This window comes from Lederbergia panacisoli (assembly GCF_024626525.1).
GTDB classification, from domain to species: Bacteria; Bacillota; Bacilli; order Bacillales; family Bacillaceae_C; genus Lederbergia; species Lederbergia panacisoli.
The window spans coordinates 200,767-218,468 of the sequence record NZ_JANJGU010000002.1; the positions used below are offsets into that span (position 1 = coordinate 200,767).

Consider the following 17,702-nt stretch of genomic DNA (forward strand, 5'->3'; position numbering starts at 1 on the left):
CCCCGATTCCTAGTAAGATGCCCTTTGTGAATTTTAGCATAAATAAAGCATTTAAAACAGGATTTTAAAAGCCTTCCGCCAAAAATACGGAAGGCAATCTATTTCTATCAATAGTCTGCTTTTACAACGGATGCACAACGTAGGCAAAGTGTTGGGTGCTCATGAACCTTTCCAACTTCAGGTGTAACAACCCAGCATCTTTCGCATGTTTCCCCTTCAGCTTTTTCTACTATAATCGCAGCGGACTTGAGTTTTAGAGCATTACTTGGGGCTTCTTCCACTGATCCAGCTACTTCAAAACCAGAAACGATAAATAATTGATTCATGCTCTCTGACAGACTATCCAATAGAGCTTTTACATCATCATTAACATATAAAGTAACTTTAGCCGTCAAAGATTTTCCAATAACTTTCTCATTTCTTGCTTCTTCTAATGCTTTTAAGACGTCATCACGCAGCTTTAAAAACTCTGACCATTTATCTTCAAGTTTATCGGCACCATCTAGTTCTCTAAACTCAGGCATATCTGTCAGCTGAACACTTTCTTCATTTACACCTGGAATAAACGCATAAACTTCGTCCGCAGTATGAGGTAAAATAGGTGACAGTAATTTAGTTAGAGTAACAACACTTTCATACATAACCGTCTGCATAGCTCTGCGCTCATAATGGTTTTTAGATTCGATATATAATACATCTTTTGCAAAGTCCATATAGAAAGAGCTTAAATCCAATGTACAGAAATTATTCACTGCATGGTAGATGTTCATGAACTCATAGTTTTCATAGGAATTCCGCACGTCTTTAATTAATTGGTTCAATCTTACTAAAATAAATTGATCTACTTCTCTAAGCTTACTATATTCAATCGCATCTACTTCAGGATTGAAATCAGCAAGATTCCCAAGTAAGAAACGGAAGGTGTTACGGATTTTACGGTATACCTCGCTTACTTGTTTCAAAATTGCATCAGATACGCGTACATCTGCTTGATAATCAACGGATGAAACCCAAAGACGAACAATTTCCGCTCCAAGTTGGTTCGTCACCTTCGCGGGAACAATAACATTTCCTAAAGATTTACTCATTTTTCTGCCTTCACCATCAAGAACAAATCCATGGCTCAAAACACCTTTATAAGGAGCTTTGCCTGTTACGGCAACAGAGGTTGTAAGCGATGAGTTAAACCAGCCTCTATATTGGTCAGATCCTTCCAAATATAGATCAGCAGGGCGCTTTAGATCATCTCTTTCTACAAGCACGCTTTGATGTGAAGAGCCTGAGTCAAACCAAACATCCATAATGTCGGTTTCTTTAGTGAAGATCCCATTAGGACTTCCAGGATGTGTAAAACTGTCAGGCAAAAGGTCCACAGCTTCTTTTTCAAACCAAATATTTGATCCATGCTCTCTAAATAATGTTGAAACATGGGAAATTGTCTCATCTGTGATGATAATATCACCATTTTCAGCATAGAACACAGGAATCGGAACTCCCCATACGCGCTGTCTAGAAATACACCAATCGCCACGGTCTCTAACCATATTATAAAGCCTTGTTTCTCCCCAATTCGGAACCCATTTTACTTCTTTAATGGCTTCAAGTAGTTCCGGACGGAAATCCTTGATCGATGCAAACCATTGCGAAGTAGCTCTGAAAATAACCGGTTTTTTCGTTCTCCAATCATGTGGATATGAGTGCGTGATAAACTCTAATTTAAGTAGTGCTCCAGCCTCTTCAAGTTTTTCAGTAATTGGCTTATTCGCCGCATCGTAAAATAATCCTTCAAAACCCGGTGCCTCTTCTGTCATATGGCCTTTATCATCCACTGGGCAAAGCACGTCCAGATTATATTTTTGTCCAACATAAAAGTCATCTTCCCCATGCCCAGGAGCTGTATGAACACATCCTGTACCGGAATCAGTCGTTACGTGGTCACCTAAAACGACAAGGGATTCCCTATCATAAAATGGATGTTTAGCAACTACTTTTTCTAATTCTGCTCCTTTTACAGTTTGAACCGTTTCTGCATTTTCCCATTTTAGGACAGAATTTACGGACTCTAAAAGGTCTTTAGCAACAATATATTGATTCTCATTCACTTGAACAACAACATAGTCCAAATCTGGGTTTACGGCAATAGCTAGATTTGCTGGAATTGTCCAAGGAGTTGTCGTCCAAATGATAAATTTAGATTTTTCAGGTACTACGTTCTTCCCATCTGTAACTTGAAAGGAAACGTAAACAGAAGGGGAACGTTTATCCTGATATTCAATTTCTGCTTCTGCAAGTGCAGATTCACTAGATGGAGACCAGTACACCGGCTTTTTCCCTTTGTAAATATAGCCTTTTTTGGCCATTTCTCCAAATACTTGAATTTGCTGTGCTTCATATTCTGGTTTTAAAGTAATATAAGGATTTTCCCAATCTCCCCTTACACCGAGACGCTTAAACTCCCGCCTTTGGTTATCAATTTGTTCATATGCATATTTGGTACAAAGCTCTCTGAATTCAGCAACCGTCATTTCTTTGCGCTTGACGCCTTTATTCGTTAATGCCTGTTCAATTGGCAAACCGTGCGTATCCCACCCCGGTACATATGGAGCGCAATATCCGCTCATTGATTTATAACGAACAATAAAATCCTTTAATGTTTTATTCAAAGCATGCCCCATATGGAGATCTCCGTTTGCATAAGGAGGCCCATCATGTAAAACAAATAGAGGTCTGCCTTTCGTACGTTCCTGTACTTTATTGTAAATATTCAATTCTTCCCAACGGGCTTGGATTTCCGGCTCTTTTTTAGGCAAGTTTCCTCGCATCGGAAATTCTGTTTTCGGCATTAATAACGTGTCTTTATATTCCATGTTTAAAACCTCCAGTATAAAAATAAAAAACCTTCTCATCCCAATAAAGGGACGAGAAGGTATATTTCCCGCGGTACCACCCAAATAAGCAAATTATTATTGCCCACTCAATTTTCCGTATCGTGGATTGGCCGCTTTCATCTACTAACATCATGCTTTCGAATTAAGAACTCAAGGGTGATTTTCCATTTCTCTCCTATTCCAGGCTTACACTATCCCTGAATCGCTGTTATAGGTTTACAAGAATTGTACTGTCCCTGTCATCGTTTTTATAAAATAGGTATTCATTATTATATGCTCACAACTATTGGAAGTCAATCTTCAACTTCTTGAAGAGATTTTAATTCTGAAGCATCGATTTCATACTCCATTAAATGTTCCCAGTCATCACTGCCGAGGAGATCGAGTTGAGCCTCGATCAATAATTTAAATCTTGTTCTAAACACTTTGGATTGTTTTTTCAAATCCTCAATTTCCAGTGCAACTTTACGTGCTTTTGATAAAGATTCATTCACGATTCTATCAGCATTTTTTTCTGCTTCACGAATGATTAGCTTTGCCTCTTTTTGTGCATTTCCTCTAACTTCTTCGGCTGCTTCCTGAGCTACGACAATTGACTTATGCAAAGTATCTTCAATTGTGCTGAAATGCCCTAAACGTTCATTCAAAGAAACTAATTTATCTTCCAATTCTTTTTTCTCACGAATAATAAGTTCAAATTCTTTAATGACTTGATCTAAAAACTCGTTTACTTCATCTTCATCATAACCACGAAAACCTCTACTGAACTCTTTATTATGTATATCAACTGGCGTTAACGACATTATGCCACCTCCACGACGGTCTTTCTTCCACATATTTATTTATATTATACAAAATTCCGACTATATATGGGTAGAATCTTTTCATTTTTTAAAAATTTATTTTAATAAACCGACTTTTATTCGTAATTTGTCTTTTTTCGTCTTTCCTTGAATCGATAATAAACTACATCTTCCATATCCTCGTGCAGAAAGGACATCTCCTTCTCCACATTCAAAAGCTGTTCGCTCCACAGTTTCCCAATTTACCTTCGTATGTCCTTGCTGAACTAAGCTTTGAGCTTTTTGTCTGGAAATATTAAAAGTTGCAGCCAAAATGACATCTAAGCGTAACGAACTTGCTGTTGTTTCTTTTTCTTTCCAGTTTTCATCTGAAATAATCGCATTCTGCATATCTTGTTTTGTTACGCTTACTTTCGCTTTGCCGATTGAATTCAGCTGATGGATAACATAGTCCTCCACTTCATTTGCCATAAAAAACTGGACACGGTCTCCATTAATGATAATATCGCCAAATTTCTCTCTTTTTAAACCGAGGGACATAAGCGAACCTAAGACCATACGATGGTCAATTTGCACAAACTTTTTAGGATAGTCTATTTCAAATAAAGTAATTGTGAAATCGTCATCGCTTGGTTGTAAATAAGTGGGGAAGATTAATGCTCTTTTTCTTTCACAATTTTCAGTGCCTCCGAAAAAAAGGTACTTAATTTCATTGTTCTCCCCAATAATTGATTTAAGAATATATTGTTGGCGCGGGTCAAGAAAGTCAGTCAGTTTCTCCGCATATGTATTTTCAACATAATGCTGCATGCTCACAACTTGATCAATAAATTCTTTTTCTTCTGGTCTAAAATGCTGGTAAATGACAGACATTGTTCACACTCCGTATTGTTAAAACCATCCACTTACTTGGACTAACCCTCTTGATGCAAGGTTCAAAACAAAAAAAGCTACAAGTGGTGATATATCAATCATTCCGATTGGAGGAACAAACCTTCTAAAAGGTTCAAGATAAGGTTCACATATTTTAGCTAAAAGCTGCCCAAATGAAGTTTCTCGTGAGTTTGGAAACCAACTCATCAATATATAAATAATTAAAACCCATGAATATAAAGAAATTGCTGTACTAATGAGATTAATGATCACATCCATTTTACTTATGTCCACCTCGAATCATGATAATCTTTTTCTTCTATCAGCTCTGATATATTTCCCGATACCTCAACATTATCAGGAGTACATAAAAATATATCTTTTCCTACTCTTTGAATATCTCCACCAATGGCGTATACTGCACCACTAAGAAAATCAACAATTCTAACAGCTTGGTCATGTTGAATTCGTTGCAAATTAACAACTACAGCACGCCTGTTTACAAGATGGTCTGCCACTTCCTGGGCTTCTGCATAGACTCTTGGCTCAATAAGAATCATTTTTGAAGAGTTTTGTACACTTTGAAGGCTTACAACATTTTGCTTCCGTGTTTTTGGAGAGCTTAGTTCCTGTTCGGGCACTTTCGGATTCTCCTTTACAATTTTTTCTTCTTCAATATAGTCATCATATTCATCTTCAAGCAGAAAAAAATTTTTAAATTTTGACTTTATTCCCACGAGTTTAACCTCCTTCTTTATTCACCGACAAGAGCGGTTCCAATTCGGACGAATGTGGCTCCTTCCTCTATTGCAATCATATAATCATTTGACATCCCCATCGATAATTCGTTACATGGAGCATAATCAAGATTTATTTTCTTTACCTCTTCTTGTATTTCCTTCAAGCTGCGAAAACAGTTCCGAAGCGCGTCTTCATCGCTAGTATTGGGCGCCATCGTCATGAGCCCTACGATTTGAATATTTGTGTATGAATCTAATTGGCGTATAAACGGAATAACTTCATCTGGATTGATCCCATGTTTTGTATCTTCACCCGAAACATTGACTTGGACAAAGCATTTAATGCGAGTTTTCGCCCGCCTTTGGATTTCTTTAGCTAAAGATAGCCTGTCCAGCGAGTGGATATATGTAACTTTATCAATGATATTTTTTACCTTACGTGATTGAAGAGTCCCAATAAAATGCCATATCGGCCTGCCTTCCAGTATCTCCCATTTAGAAGTCAGGCCCTCTTCTCTATTTTCTCCGAAATGTTCAATCCCTGCATTGAATGCTTCAATGGCTCTTTCCGTAGATACATATTTTGTAACTGCCACAACAGTAACATCTTCAGGTTTTCTATTCGCTCTTTTACATGCTGATTCAATATTCTCTTTAATAAGAGCGAACTTCTTTTCCACTTTCATGAATGATAGCTCCTACTTTTTCGTTTCTGATCTTGTCAAAAATTCACGAAAAGATATTTTCCTTTAGTGTACCACAAAAGCCGCCTGTCGGATAATGAAATATCAATTTTTAGGTACTTCTAATTGTTGTTGAACATACTGTTGATTCTGATGTCTAACAAGAATCACATCTTCCCCAACTTTTACGATATGATTCCACGGGATAATGATTTCTTCATCTTTCCCAAAAAATCCGAGTAACTTTCCGGAATAACCAATTATGATGGTTTCAATTTTCCCAGTTTCGAGGTTAATTTCAATATCTCCAATATTTCCAAGTTTGCGGCCGTCGGAAATATTTACAACATCTTTAGTTTGAAATTCAGAAATTCTAACCATTTCGATTCCTCGCCTTCTTTCATTTATTCTATATGTATGCGAGGAAAATCTGTTTTACAATGCCGAAAATAAATAAGAGCATGATTCCCATATATAGGAAACCATGCTTTCTTATTCACTGAATATTTTTATTCATTTGCTTAATTGCCGCTTTTTCCAACCTTGAAACTTGGGCTTGGGAAATGCCGATTTCCTCAGCAACTTCCATTTGTGTCTTGCCTTGGAAAAATCGCTTACGGATGATCATTTTTTCCCTTTCGTTTAATCGTTGTAATCCATCATGAAGTGCTATTTCTTCAATCCAGTGACTGTCACGACTTCGTTCATCACTTAATTGATCCATTACAAAAATCGGATCTCCGCCATCATTGTAAATCGGTTCAAATAAGGACACAGGATCTTGAATTGCATCTAAAGCAAATACAACCTCTTCATGGGGGATATCCAATTCTTTTGCGATTTCTTCCGATGTAGGCTCCCTGGATGTTTTCGCCATCAAGCGCTCCCTGACATGTAATGCTTTATACGCTATGTCCCTTAATGACCGCGACACCCTAATAGGGTTGTTATCTCTTAGGTACCTTCGAATTTCTCCAATTATCATCGGCACCGCATATGTTGAAAATCGTACATTTTGGCTGAGATCAAAGTTGTCGATTGATTTCATCAACCCAATACAGCCTACCTGAAAAAGATCATCAACATATTCACCGCGATTATTAAACCTTTGTATGACACTTAACACAAGTCTTAAATTTCCGTTTACTAATTTTTCTCTTGCAGATCGATCTCCTTGATGCATTTGCCTTAAAAGTTCCCGCATTTCTTCATTTTTCAGGACAGGGAGCTTAGAAGTATCCACACCGCATATTTCAACTTTATTTCGCTTCAACTTATTCCCTCCTTGCAGGAGCTGATACAAAATTAAGTATTTCCGAAGGAGGAAAATCTATGCATTTGCATTTTTAGATAAGATGCCTAAAAAGAGAAAAAAACCAATACTGATATTGGTTTTTTTCTTTAAAAATTATTTTTCTGTTGAACAGGCGCTTCCGCTTTTCTTTGTCTAGCTACAGCGCCTATCGACTAGCAAACTTCTTGTCCTTCTCTTTTGCGTAAGTCAACATCAGGTGAAATTTGAAATGCCAATTTCACTTGCTCGTTCCTCGCCGTGTTTCCTTTATCTCAGTCGAAGGCCCTGAAGTTTGTACGTCGATGGGCAAGGCGCTTCCGCTTTTCTTACACCATTTTATTAAATTCTTTTCGCAGTCTTTTGATAATCCGTTTTTCAAGACGGGAAATATATGATTGAGAAATTCCCAGCATATCTGCTACGTCTTTTTGTGTTTTTTCTTCTCCACCAGTAAGGCCAAATCTTAGTTCCATTATTTGTTTTTCGCGATCTGACAACTTATGAAGTGCCGTAAAAAGTAATTTTTTATCTACGTTTGCCTCAAGATTTTTTGTAATAATATCATCGTCTGTTCCCAATACATCGGATAATAATAGCTCGTTTCCATCCCAATCGATATTCAATGGCTCATCGAATGATACTTCAGATCTCGTTTTATTGTTTCTACGCAAATACATAAGAATTTCATTTTCTATACATCTTGATGCATATGTAGCAAGTTTTATTTTTTTCTCGGGATTAAATGTGTTTACTGCTTTTATTAAACCTATCGTTCCGATACTTATTAAATCCTCTATATTGATGCCCGTATTCTCAAATTTTCTAGCAATATATACAACTAATCGCAAATTTCTTTCGATTAATAAGGACCTTGCTGTTTTATCTCCATTAGGCAGTTTTTTTAAGAGGACTTCTTCCTCATCTTTGGATAGTGGAGGAGGCAGTGCTTCACTTCCACCAATATAGTAAATTTCATCTGATTTTATACCAATTTTATTAAGAAATCGATACCAATAATACTGTATACGTAATCGAAATAATTTCAAAAACATTGTCCTCCTTTCACACTAAGAAGATAAATAAATTAAGATGCTGGATGATCCACCGCTCCAGCTATCATATAAGGATGGATAATACAATGGAAACTATCATCCTTAGATAATATTTGGTTTTCAAAAACAATGAGTGCTTTTTTTATAGATGAACTCCCGTTTTCAGAATGGAACACTATTTCCTCTGGTTTATACCCGCAAAGAAGATGATTATTTTTGCCAATAGACTTTGCAGGTATTAACCTCATGATACTGCTCCATTCAGGAGGAAGGGACGAGGCAGATTCATAAAAATTATTTTTATCCTCAGCGATAGCAATAATTTCTGCCGGCAGCTCATTTTTAATAGAATGAATAGAGATAATCATTACCGGAGTCTTTGTAATGGGATCGTACAATTGATTACCGCTATCAATCAAACCTTTTAAATGCAAAATAATTCCGTTAATTTTAATAGTAACATCAATCAGTACATCATATTGGATATTAGAAATGGTCATAGCAGTTATTCTTCTTTTTGAGAAATGCCAAGCAATTGGGAAAGCAATCAATAAAAAAAGCCAACTTACGGGGTCGCCATATCCGCGTATACTTTGAATGATTACAGCGGATTTCAGTTCCAAATCAAATGTAAGGAAATAATGGGCTCCAATCAAAATACCACCCATTAAGAAAGTTGCAAAATAAAAGGTTAATAGGCTTGAAAAAAAAGTAGAAAACCTTTTATAGCCAAATGTTGCTAATATCATTCCGACTGATACTGCCAATTTAACTAGAGGATGAGCTGCAAATGTTGAATATGGAGTGATTGCCATTACAATTAGCAGAGAACCTAATATTCCACCTAAAATAATTCGAATAGGATGTGCCGATCTTTTTAAAAAAATGGAGGTAGTCCATAGTAAAAGGCTATCTATAAGCAAATTTAACATTAAAATAATATCTAAATATACAAACAAGCATACCTCCTCCAGCAAACCGATTTGCGTTAAAAATATAGGATAAGGGCTTTAATGAAAAGTATAAATTAGATATCTTTTGGAATGTGTCAGTTTCTGTAACGGAATAAATAGAAGTTTTCACTATTTTATTCGATAATTGTCAAAAAAAATACCCCTTAAAATCATTAGGAGGTCACTGAAAAGGTTCTATTAATAAAGGAATTCCATGAATACTGTTGATTTCCGCTACAGGCGGACGCTTTCCGGAGGGCGTGCGGTGAGCTTCCTCGTCGCTACGCTCCTGCGGGATCTCACCTGTCACGCTAATCCCTCAGGAGTCGCCGCCTTCCGCTTCAATCAATGCAACTGCTAAAAATCAAGTTACAACCTCCTGCATACAATATAAATTAAATATATTTAAGTCCATTTACGGCTATTTATGACTAAGTCGTAGTAAAAAAATCCATCTATTCCATCAAATGAAAGATTTGGTCATAGTACGCACTGGTTTGAAATTAAAGTAAAAACTTAACAGCAAAAAAGGTATAGCCCCTTTAATAATAAGGAACTATACCTATTGAAATTGAGCCTAAGTAAGAAATCCGTTGATTGGAGTGGGAGGCGGCGAAGACTCCTGGTCGGCTAAAGACGGCCACGTCCTGTGGCCAACGCCGACACTAGGACGTCCTGTCCGTCGCGGGAGTACAGGGCTGAGGAGACCCCACAGGCGCTAATGCGCCGAGGAGGCTCCCCGTCACGCCCGCGGAAAGCGAAGCCGCCTGGAACGGAAACCAACAGCTAGGTTTTAACACAATACCTTATAAAGAGGTCTACTTTTTCACCTCAAGGTATATTTACTTAGTCTAGCTCCCGCCCTATCTATCTTCTTCTATTTCTATTTCGTAGAAATGTCGGAATGTCTAGCGTATCTTCAACAGATTGATTCGATCTTGTTTGTTCCTGAACCTCTTCTCTTCTAGGTTCACGAGTTACACTTTGCGCTTGAGTATTTTGTTTACTCTGCCCAAAAGTTGACCTTTGTGGAACAGGTTGAGGAGAAGCTTCATTAAAGCCTGTTGCAATTACAGTTACAATAATTTCGTCTTTTAAGTTTTCGTTTATGACCGAACCAAAGATCATATTTACTTCTTGATCCGAAGCCGATGCTACGATATCCGCAGCTTCTTGTACTTCATACAAACTAATATTTGTTCCCCCAGAAATATTCATCAAGACACCTTGAGCGCCATCGATAGATGTCTCAAGCAATGGAGAGGAAATGGCTTTTTTAGCTGCTTCAGCCGCACGGTTTTCACCCGTTGCAACACCGATTCCCATCAAGGCAGATCCTTTATTCGTCATAATGGTTTTAACATCAGCAAAGTCAAGGTTGATAAGTCCCGGAACGGCAATCAACTCAGAAATACCTTGAACACCTTGTCTTAAAACATTATCAGCTTCACGGAATGCTTCAAGCATCGGCGTACTCTTATCGACAATTTCCAACAATCTATCATTTGGAATAACAATAAGTGTGTCGACCGCTTCTTTCATTGCTCCAATTCCACCACTAGCTTGATTTGCACGTTTACGGCCTTCAAATGTAAATGGTCTTGTAACAATTCCTACTGTCAAAGCTCCTAAATCCTTGGCAATTTGGGCAATAACAGGAGCAGCACCAGTTCCAGTTCCGCCACCCATACCTGCAGTTACAAATACCATATCAGCACCTCTAAGTGCCTCTTCGATTTGCTCCTTGCTTTCTTCAGCAGCTTTTTTTCCAACCTCTGGATTCGCTCCAGCACCGAGCCCTCTCGTTAGTTTGGCACCAATTTGCATTTTAATTTCAGCTTTTGAAAGATTTAGCGCTTGCGCATCGGTATTAACTGCAATAAATTCTACTCCTTGAACGTCATGTTCTATCATTCTGTTCACTGCATTATTACCGCCACCACCAACGCCTATTACTTTTATCGTTGCTAATGAATCTAAATTTGTATCAAAGTCCAACATGGCAAGTCCTCCTGTTTTGTTTAATTACCGGGATGCTTTTACTCGAAAAAATATCCAAAAAACTTCTTTACTTTTGAGGAGATTTTTTCATCCGGATGCTTCTCTTTTCTTTGGTTTTGAGATGATGCCTTGACTAGGCGTTTTTCATTTGGTTCATCAGAATACTGATGAGGCACAGCACTAACATTTCGTCCTTGTAATCTAGCATTCTTATATGAATGTTTTATAAGTCCAATAGCTGTTGTATATTGAGGTTCTCTGACTCCAATATAATCTGGAATCGCAACACGTACTCTATTTTGAAAAATAACTTGCGCTAATTCCATCACTCCAGGCATGTTTGAAACTCCGCCTGTTAATACAAACCCTCCCGGTAAATCGGATACTCCCATTCTTCTTAATTCTTTTTGAATGAGTTCAAATATTTCTTCCATTCTAGCTTCAATAATATCAGATATCTCAACCTGATTAAACTGTTGATGTTGATCACTGCCTATTATAGGAACGCTGAAAACCTCATCTTCTGAAGCATGATCATAATAGGCATGTCCATATTTAAGCTTAATTTTTTCAGCATCTTCTGTTGCGGTTCTTAGTCCTATCGACAAATCTTTCGTGATATGATCCCCGCCTACTGGTATGACGACTGTATCAAGTATGTGTCCTTGGTCAAATACTGTCAATGTAGTGGATCCACCACCCATATCAATTAGAGCTGTACCGAGATTTTGTTCATCTTTTGATAGGGCACAAGAAGCTGATGCCAATGGCTGGAGAACAATGTCGACAATTTCAAGTCCAGAGCGCTCAACACAACGGAGCGTGTTATGTAAGACCGTCTTTGACCCAGTAATGAGGATACCTTCCATTTCAAGCCTGACACCAATCATACCCCGAGGGTCTGTAATTTCCTCAAGACCATCAACAATAAACTGAAGCGGTATGATATTAATAATCTCTCTGTCTGGTGGAATAGATATAACCTCAGCTGCATCGATAACTCTTGCAACGTCATCGTCACCTATTTCTCTATTCTCACTTGAAACAGCCACAACACCATGGCATGGTTGCAATCCTATATGATTTCCTGCAATTCCGACAATACATTGCCGTATTTGCATTCCAATCATTCTTTCAGCCTGCTCTACTGCCTTTTTAATAGAATGAACGGTCTCGTCTATATCGACAATAGCACCTCTTCTAATCCCTTCCGCCTTGGCGGTCCCAACTCCAATAATATTCAGCGAATGATTGGACATTTCCCCGATGATTACTTTAACAGTGGACGTACCTATATCTAAGCTGACATACACTTCGTTGTTATTCATTCTTTGGCACCCCCTTTTACCTTGCTATTACTTATTCTAATGCATATAATTTCCATTCATATCATCCTTGAGTTTACTTATTAAGAATTATTCGTCATCTAATTTTATTTTCCTGTTTAATAATAATATTTATTTAGAATTTTCTCTAGTATTAGCCCATTTATTTATTAAAATTCTGCGGATGACAGCTATATTTTGAAATAACCTAACCCCAAATGCAAAAACAGCTGCTAAGTACAAGTCTACACCAAGATGAACACCTAGAAAAGCTAAACTTGCAGCAAGTATAATATTAAAGAAAAATCCCGAAACAAAAACACGATTATCGTAAATATTTTGTAAATATGCTCTAATTCCACCAAATAATGTATCTAAGGCAGCCAATACTGCGATGGATAAATAATTTGCATATTCTTCCGGAATTTTTACATCTGTCATTAATCCTAATAATACTCCTAATAATAATCCTACAACGGGCAGCCACATATTAGCTATCCTCTTTTTCTTCGACTGGTGTCATCCCATGTATTTTTATTGGATCAACATAGGCGGGAACAACGACGGATTTATTTGGTTTGGATATTTCAACCTTTAAATTATCAATAAAAAAGTCATCCTTTATTGCGGAAATCTGCATTCTATTATACATTTTCTCAGCTACTCCCATATTTTCTGTCGTAATATGAATATGAAAGGGAAGTGTTTTTAAAGAATGGGTTCCGACCTTTGTTTCACCGTTAATATCTCGTATTACCGTTGTATTAATTAGTCTTTCACCATCTATTGATATATCCTTTGCCCCATACATATTTATTTCATTAATCAGGCGTTTTAAATTCATAGGTGATACTGAATTTACCCTTTGACCTAAAAGCAAAGCCTTATCAATGGAGTCAATTGTTAATACAATTCCAGGTCCTTCTACTTCTGTCAGCCCTATTTCTTTTTTTAATTGCTCTAATGTCTGTTTTAGTGCTTGTTCTTTGCTTCCTTCAATTTCAGAAGCATAATCATTTATTCTTTTATCATGGAGACGAATTTCTTCCAGCAACCTAGACTGAAGCTTCATTTCATTGGATAAAGTTTCACGAAGCTCCCATAAATCCCTTGTATCTCTTGTCGTAGGTTCATGAACCGTTTTAAATTGGATGGCAATCATAAAACCAATAATTATGGTTATAACTGTAATATAAATTTTAGCTTGATTACCCATCATGATGATTCTCCTAATACCGGTTCAAATAAAATTTGCTTTTTCTTTTCTATTGAAAAAATAATGTTATCATTGACAATCTGATCCCGAACACCACCCGAAATATTAAGAGCAGATATTAGATTATTGGGATCTCCAATGGCCACAATTTTAAACGGGGCAGGATATGGATTACCATCAACCGTTATGACAGGACCGTTGCAATAAATGTATGAATTATGATTTAGGCGTTGTCCATTAATTGATATTGCGGAAGCACCAGCTATGTACAGTTCATTTACTACTTTGAAAACATGGTGTTCATGAACAATATAATTGTTCGCATCTTCGCTTTGATTGTATTCTCCATCCTCGAGACTAACTTCAATGCCAGAACCTTTTACCTTCATCTTTCCAAGAAACATCCGATATTTTTCTGCATCTTCGGCCAAACCGGAAAACATTTCTTCTTCCTTAGATAAATCTTTTTCGTAATTACGAACAGATATTTGTTTTTCATTTAAATCTTTTTGGAGTTCTCTGTTTTTATCTTGGGCTAGTATAATTTGTTTTCGTAAATTGTTTTGCATTACATATTGTCTATCTGTAATTTTATGGGAGTTAGCATCTTCTTTACTTGATTGACTGTAGGAGAAGGCAATAATGAAGCCAAAAACTAAGAAGACTAAAGAAAAAACAACATATTTACCTTTCTTCTTCCGCTGCATTAATTTCCTCCTCTTCAAGATCATACGCTTTGAAAAAAGAACCAACTTCTAAATCTATTACCCCTTTTACTTTAGGGTCTAATTGACTGACAATCGAAGGATAATGAATCATTTTTGCTGCAAGTGTGGTGATTGTTGCATTTACTTCAAAGCCATCGTTCATAAATAAATAAACATGATACTTGTCCGTTTCTTTTGGATCATAATGAACTTCAGAGACGGAATTTAATATTTCTGATGGGAACATTTTTAATTGTGCTGCAAGGTCTTCCAAAATTGCCCCTTCTTTGAAACTAAATAGTAAAGGTGCATCGGTAAGATTAGTATTATTCTTAAGAATCGTCCCGTTTTCCAACACTGGATGAAAATCTTTTTCTGACTTAAGGAGGGCAATTGGTGAATATTCCTTAATATTGATGACAATATTATTAGGAAATTCCATAAGAACCTCTGCATGCTTTATCTCAGGAATAGACATTAATTTTTTCGCAACTTGTTTCTTATTTATTTTCCAAATATTTTGACCCTTTTGTAGGGCTGAGCTATTTATGGCGTCCTCTTTTGTTACTAGTTCAATTCCGTTCACATCAATTTTATTGATTTGACTGAGTGGGGATTGAATATATACTACACAGGCAATAAGAAGAAAGAATAAAGTAAGCAAAAAAATTAGCCGCCTATTTGCCTTTCGTCTTCGATGTTCTTTTATTTTAGGAATCCTGTCTTCTAGGGATAGAACTTTCCCTTTTTCCATACACACTACCCCTTTTATGCCTCATATATCTTTATAATTACCGTTCATGCTTTACAAGTTCTAATAATAAAGTAAATAGTTTATTAGCGGAATCAGGGATGCCCAGCTTCTTTGCTGCTTCCCCCATTGTTATTTTTTTATTATCGTCCAATAAAATGGAATCTAGAGCTTCGATAAATCTATTGCAAGATAAATCACTTTCTTCGAGCATTATGGCTGCACCATTATTGACTAGAGCAGTTGCATTTTTTACTTGATGGTTATTTGTTACATAAGGACTTGGGATTAAAATGGAAGGTATTCCAAGTGCAGTTATTTCAGCAAGTGATGTCGCTCCAGCACGTCCAACAACAACATCAATCGATGCAAGAACTTCCTCCATATTATGGATAAATGGGACGATAGCGACATTTTCATTTGTCCCTAATAAAGTGGCTTCCTTCAAGACTTCTTCATAATGGACTTCGCCTGTTGCATAGATGATTTGATATGGTTTATTTGAAAGTCGTGATAGTGATTTAATTACAACCTCATTAATAGGTCTTGCACCTCTACTCCCACCAACAACTAGGGCAGTATTTACATTTTCCTTTAATCCAAAAGATTGTAAGATGCTAGATGATTTAGAATTTAGTACTTCTTGGGCACGTGGATTTCCTGTCATCACTACTTTATCATCCGGAAAAAACGGACGAACTTCTTCGAAACAAATAGCCACTTTATTTACATATCGGCTTAAAAACCTATTGGTCAAGCCTGGCACACTATTTTGCTCATGTATGACTGTCGGAATTTTTCTTTTTGCTGCTGCATAAACTACGGGACCACAAACGTATCCTCCCGTCCCTATGACAACATCTGGTTTAAAGCTTTTTAAGATTTTTTTACTATCTCGTACACCCTTTAAAAATCGAAAAATAGTTTTTACATTTTCAAATGATAATGCACGACGAAAACCCGTAATATTAATCGCCTTAAAAGCAATGTTTTCACGTCCAATAATTTTCGCTTCAAGACCTTTTTCTGTTCCAATATATAAAAATTCAACATTTGGGTTTTGTTTTTTAATTGTTTTTATTAAGGCAAGTGCAGGATATATATGCCCTCCTGTACCGCCGCCACTTACAACGACCTTCATTTTGCCACCTCTATCAGCAGTAATCTATAAAAAATAAACTTAATTATTATCTTACTATATTTTTCACTATAAAGAAGTGTTCTTAACGTAATTGTAATAAAAAAAGAATAAAAAAAAGAACCTAATGAAGGTTCAGTAATCAATCATATTTTTGAATATCGGCTTATGTTTAGAAGTATCCCTATAGCCATCAGCATTAAAGTCAGTGAAGATCCGCCGTAGCTTAGAAATGGCAATGTTATTCCTGTTACAGGCATTAGCCCTGTTACAACCCCGATATTAATCATCACCTGTATCGCAATCATCGATATAATCCCGACAGCAAGAAAACTTCCAAACAGATCAGGGGCACCGAGTGCAATTCTTATTCCCCTCCATAAAAGGAGAGCAAATAAAAGCAGAACGAGACTTCCACCGATAAAACCAAGTTCTTCCGCGAGGATAGCAAAAATAAAATCGGTTTGAGGTTCGGGCAAGTAGAAAAATTTCTGCCTGCTTTCTCCAAGTCCCAATCCAAATAATCCACCTGGACCAATTGCGTACAAGGACTGGATGATTTGAAATCCAGTATTTTGCGGATCCTGCCATGGATCAAGAAATGAAGTGATTCTTGCAATCCTGTACGGAGCAGAAATTACAAGAGCAACAAAACCTGTTATGCCAAGAAAACCGAGAACAACAAAATGTGCTATTCTCGCTCCTGCGATAAATATCATTATCACGCATGTCCCAACCATTACTGTTCCAGTTCCCAAATCCGGTTGAAGCATAATCATTCCAAAAGCTAAGAAAACCAAGCCTAACGTAGGAAATAAACCCTTTTTAACAGTTGTGATATAACGTTGATGTTCAGAAAGAAACTTCGCTAAAAAAGCAATCATTGCGAGTTTGATAAATTCAGAAGGCTGTATAGAAAAAGCTCCGACGCCAATCCAGCTTTGAGACCCATTTCTTTCCATCCCAATTCCAGGGATCAATACAGCTACCAGCAATATAAAACAGATGATCAATAAGGGCTTGGCCCATTTTTTAATAACCCAGTAGTCTATATTCATCACCATAAACATTGCTGCAAAACCAAGACCAGCGAAAAGAAGCTGCCTTTTCGCAAAGAAAAAAGAGTCGGCGAATTTATAATTAGCCCATATGGCACTTGCACTGTAAACCATGATAAGTCCAATAGCTAATAATAAAAGCGTTGAGAAAATCAATATAAAATCAGGGGCTGTTTTTTTTACGGGCAATTCTAACACCTCTGCATACTCAATATTTGAG

The 17,702-nt window shown here is 36.9% G+C and carries 18 protein-coding genes and 1 other annotated feature; all 18 genes read right to left on the reverse strand.

From position 1 onward, the window contains the following. Positions 1-107: 107 nt before the first annotated feature. Positions 108-2,867 carry an isoleucine--tRNA ligase gene (gene ileS / locus NQ185_RS03875; protein ID WP_257580234.1) on the reverse strand — a complete coding sequence of 920 codons (2,760 nt, stop codon included), beginning with the start codon at positions 2,865-2,867 and terminating at the stop codon, positions 108-110. A 44-nt stretch (positions 2,868-2,911) separates the two neighbouring features. Then, positions 2,912-3,140 (reverse strand) — a binding site (T-box leader). Between the two features lie 41 nt (positions 3,141-3,181). Beyond that, positions 3,182-3,691: a DivIVA domain-containing protein gene (locus NQ185_RS03880; RefSeq protein WP_257580235.1), complete on the reverse strand. Its 510-nt coding sequence runs from the start codon at positions 3,689-3,691 to the stop codon at positions 3,182-3,184. A 96-nt stretch (positions 3,692-3,787) separates the two neighbouring features. Next, entirely contained in the window at positions 3,788-4,564 is a 777-nt protein-coding gene (locus tag NQ185_RS03885; RefSeq protein ID WP_257580236.1) for a YlmH family RNA-binding protein, read from the reverse strand. A gap of 18 nt (positions 4,565-4,582) precedes the next feature. After that, a complete protein-coding gene (locus NQ185_RS03890; RefSeq protein WP_257580237.1) occupies positions 4,583-4,843 on the reverse strand; it encodes a YggT family protein in 261 nt (86 codons plus the stop codon). Between the two features lie 5 nt (positions 4,844-4,848). Then, positions 4,849-5,301 (reverse strand): cell division protein SepF, encoded by a 453-nt coding sequence (locus tag NQ185_RS03895; RefSeq protein ID WP_257580238.1) that lies wholly within the window; start codon positions 5,299-5,301, stop codon positions 4,849-4,851. A gap of 17 nt (positions 5,302-5,318) precedes the next feature. After that, positions 5,319-5,990, reverse strand: a complete 672-nt coding sequence (locus NQ185_RS03900; RefSeq protein WP_257580239.1) for a YggS family pyridoxal phosphate-dependent enzyme — start codon at positions 5,988-5,990, stop codon at positions 5,319-5,321. Between the two features lie 102 nt (positions 5,991-6,092). Beyond that, positions 6,093-6,368: a YlmC/YmxH family sporulation protein gene (locus NQ185_RS03905; protein WP_213123140.1), complete on the reverse strand. Its 276-nt coding sequence runs from the start codon at positions 6,366-6,368 to the stop codon at positions 6,093-6,095. Positions 6,369-6,483: 115 nt separating this feature from the next. Continuing rightward, entirely contained in the window at positions 6,484-7,260 is a 777-nt protein-coding gene (gene sigG / locus NQ185_RS03910) for an RNA polymerase sporulation sigma factor SigG (protein WP_257580240.1), read from the reverse strand. Between the two features lie 347 nt (positions 7,261-7,607). Further along, positions 7,608-8,333, reverse strand: a complete 726-nt coding sequence (gene sigE, locus NQ185_RS03915) for an RNA polymerase sporulation sigma factor SigE (protein WP_373370770.1) — start codon at positions 8,331-8,333, stop codon at positions 7,608-7,610. Between the two features lie 32 nt (positions 8,334-8,365). Then, on the reverse strand, positions 8,366-9,292 hold the full coding sequence (spoIIGA, locus tag NQ185_RS03920; RefSeq protein ID WP_257580242.1) for a sigma-E processing peptidase SpoIIGA: 927 nt from the start codon (positions 9,290-9,292) through the stop codon (positions 8,366-8,368). Positions 9,293-10,153: 861 nt separating this feature from the next. Next, complete coding sequence (ftsZ, locus tag NQ185_RS03925) at positions 10,154-11,287, reverse strand: cell division protein FtsZ (protein ID WP_257580243.1); 1,134 nt, start codon at positions 11,285-11,287, stop codon at positions 10,154-10,156. Positions 11,288-11,325: 38 nt separating this feature from the next. After that, complete coding sequence (ftsA, locus tag NQ185_RS03930) at positions 11,326-12,615, reverse strand: cell division protein FtsA (RefSeq protein ID WP_257580245.1); 1,290 nt, start codon at positions 12,613-12,615, stop codon at positions 11,326-11,328. A 129-nt stretch (positions 12,616-12,744) separates the two neighbouring features. Then, complete coding sequence (locus NQ185_RS03935) at positions 12,745-13,101, reverse strand: small basic family protein (protein WP_257580246.1); 357 nt, start codon at positions 13,099-13,101, stop codon at positions 12,745-12,747. Between the two features lies 1 nt (position 13,102). Further along, on the reverse strand, positions 13,103-13,831 hold the full coding sequence (locus NQ185_RS03940; RefSeq protein WP_307000016.1) for a DUF881 domain-containing protein: 729 nt from the start codon (positions 13,829-13,831) through the stop codon (positions 13,103-13,105). Continuing rightward, a complete protein-coding gene (locus NQ185_RS03945) occupies positions 13,828-14,535 on the reverse strand; it encodes a DUF881 domain-containing protein (RefSeq protein ID WP_257580247.1) in 708 nt (235 codons plus the stop codon). The genes NQ185_RS03940 and NQ185_RS03945 overlap by 4 nt, the downstream gene beginning before the upstream one ends. Continuing rightward, complete coding sequence (locus NQ185_RS03950) at positions 14,513-15,289, reverse strand: cell division protein FtsQ/DivIB (RefSeq protein ID WP_257580248.1); 777 nt, start codon at positions 15,287-15,289, stop codon at positions 14,513-14,515. The genes NQ185_RS03945 and NQ185_RS03950 overlap by 23 nt, the downstream gene beginning before the upstream one ends. Before the next feature lie 37 nt (positions 15,290-15,326). Beyond that, complete coding sequence (murG, locus tag NQ185_RS03955) at positions 15,327-16,427, reverse strand: undecaprenyldiphospho-muramoylpentapeptide beta-N-acetylglucosaminyltransferase (protein ID WP_257580249.1); 1,101 nt, start codon at positions 16,425-16,427, stop codon at positions 15,327-15,329. A gap of 143 nt (positions 16,428-16,570) precedes the next feature. Next, positions 16,571-17,671 (reverse strand): stage V sporulation protein E, encoded by a 1,101-nt coding sequence (spoVE, locus tag NQ185_RS03960; protein WP_257580250.1) that lies wholly within the window; start codon positions 17,669-17,671, stop codon positions 16,571-16,573. Between the last annotated feature and the right edge of the window lie 31 nt (positions 17,672-17,702).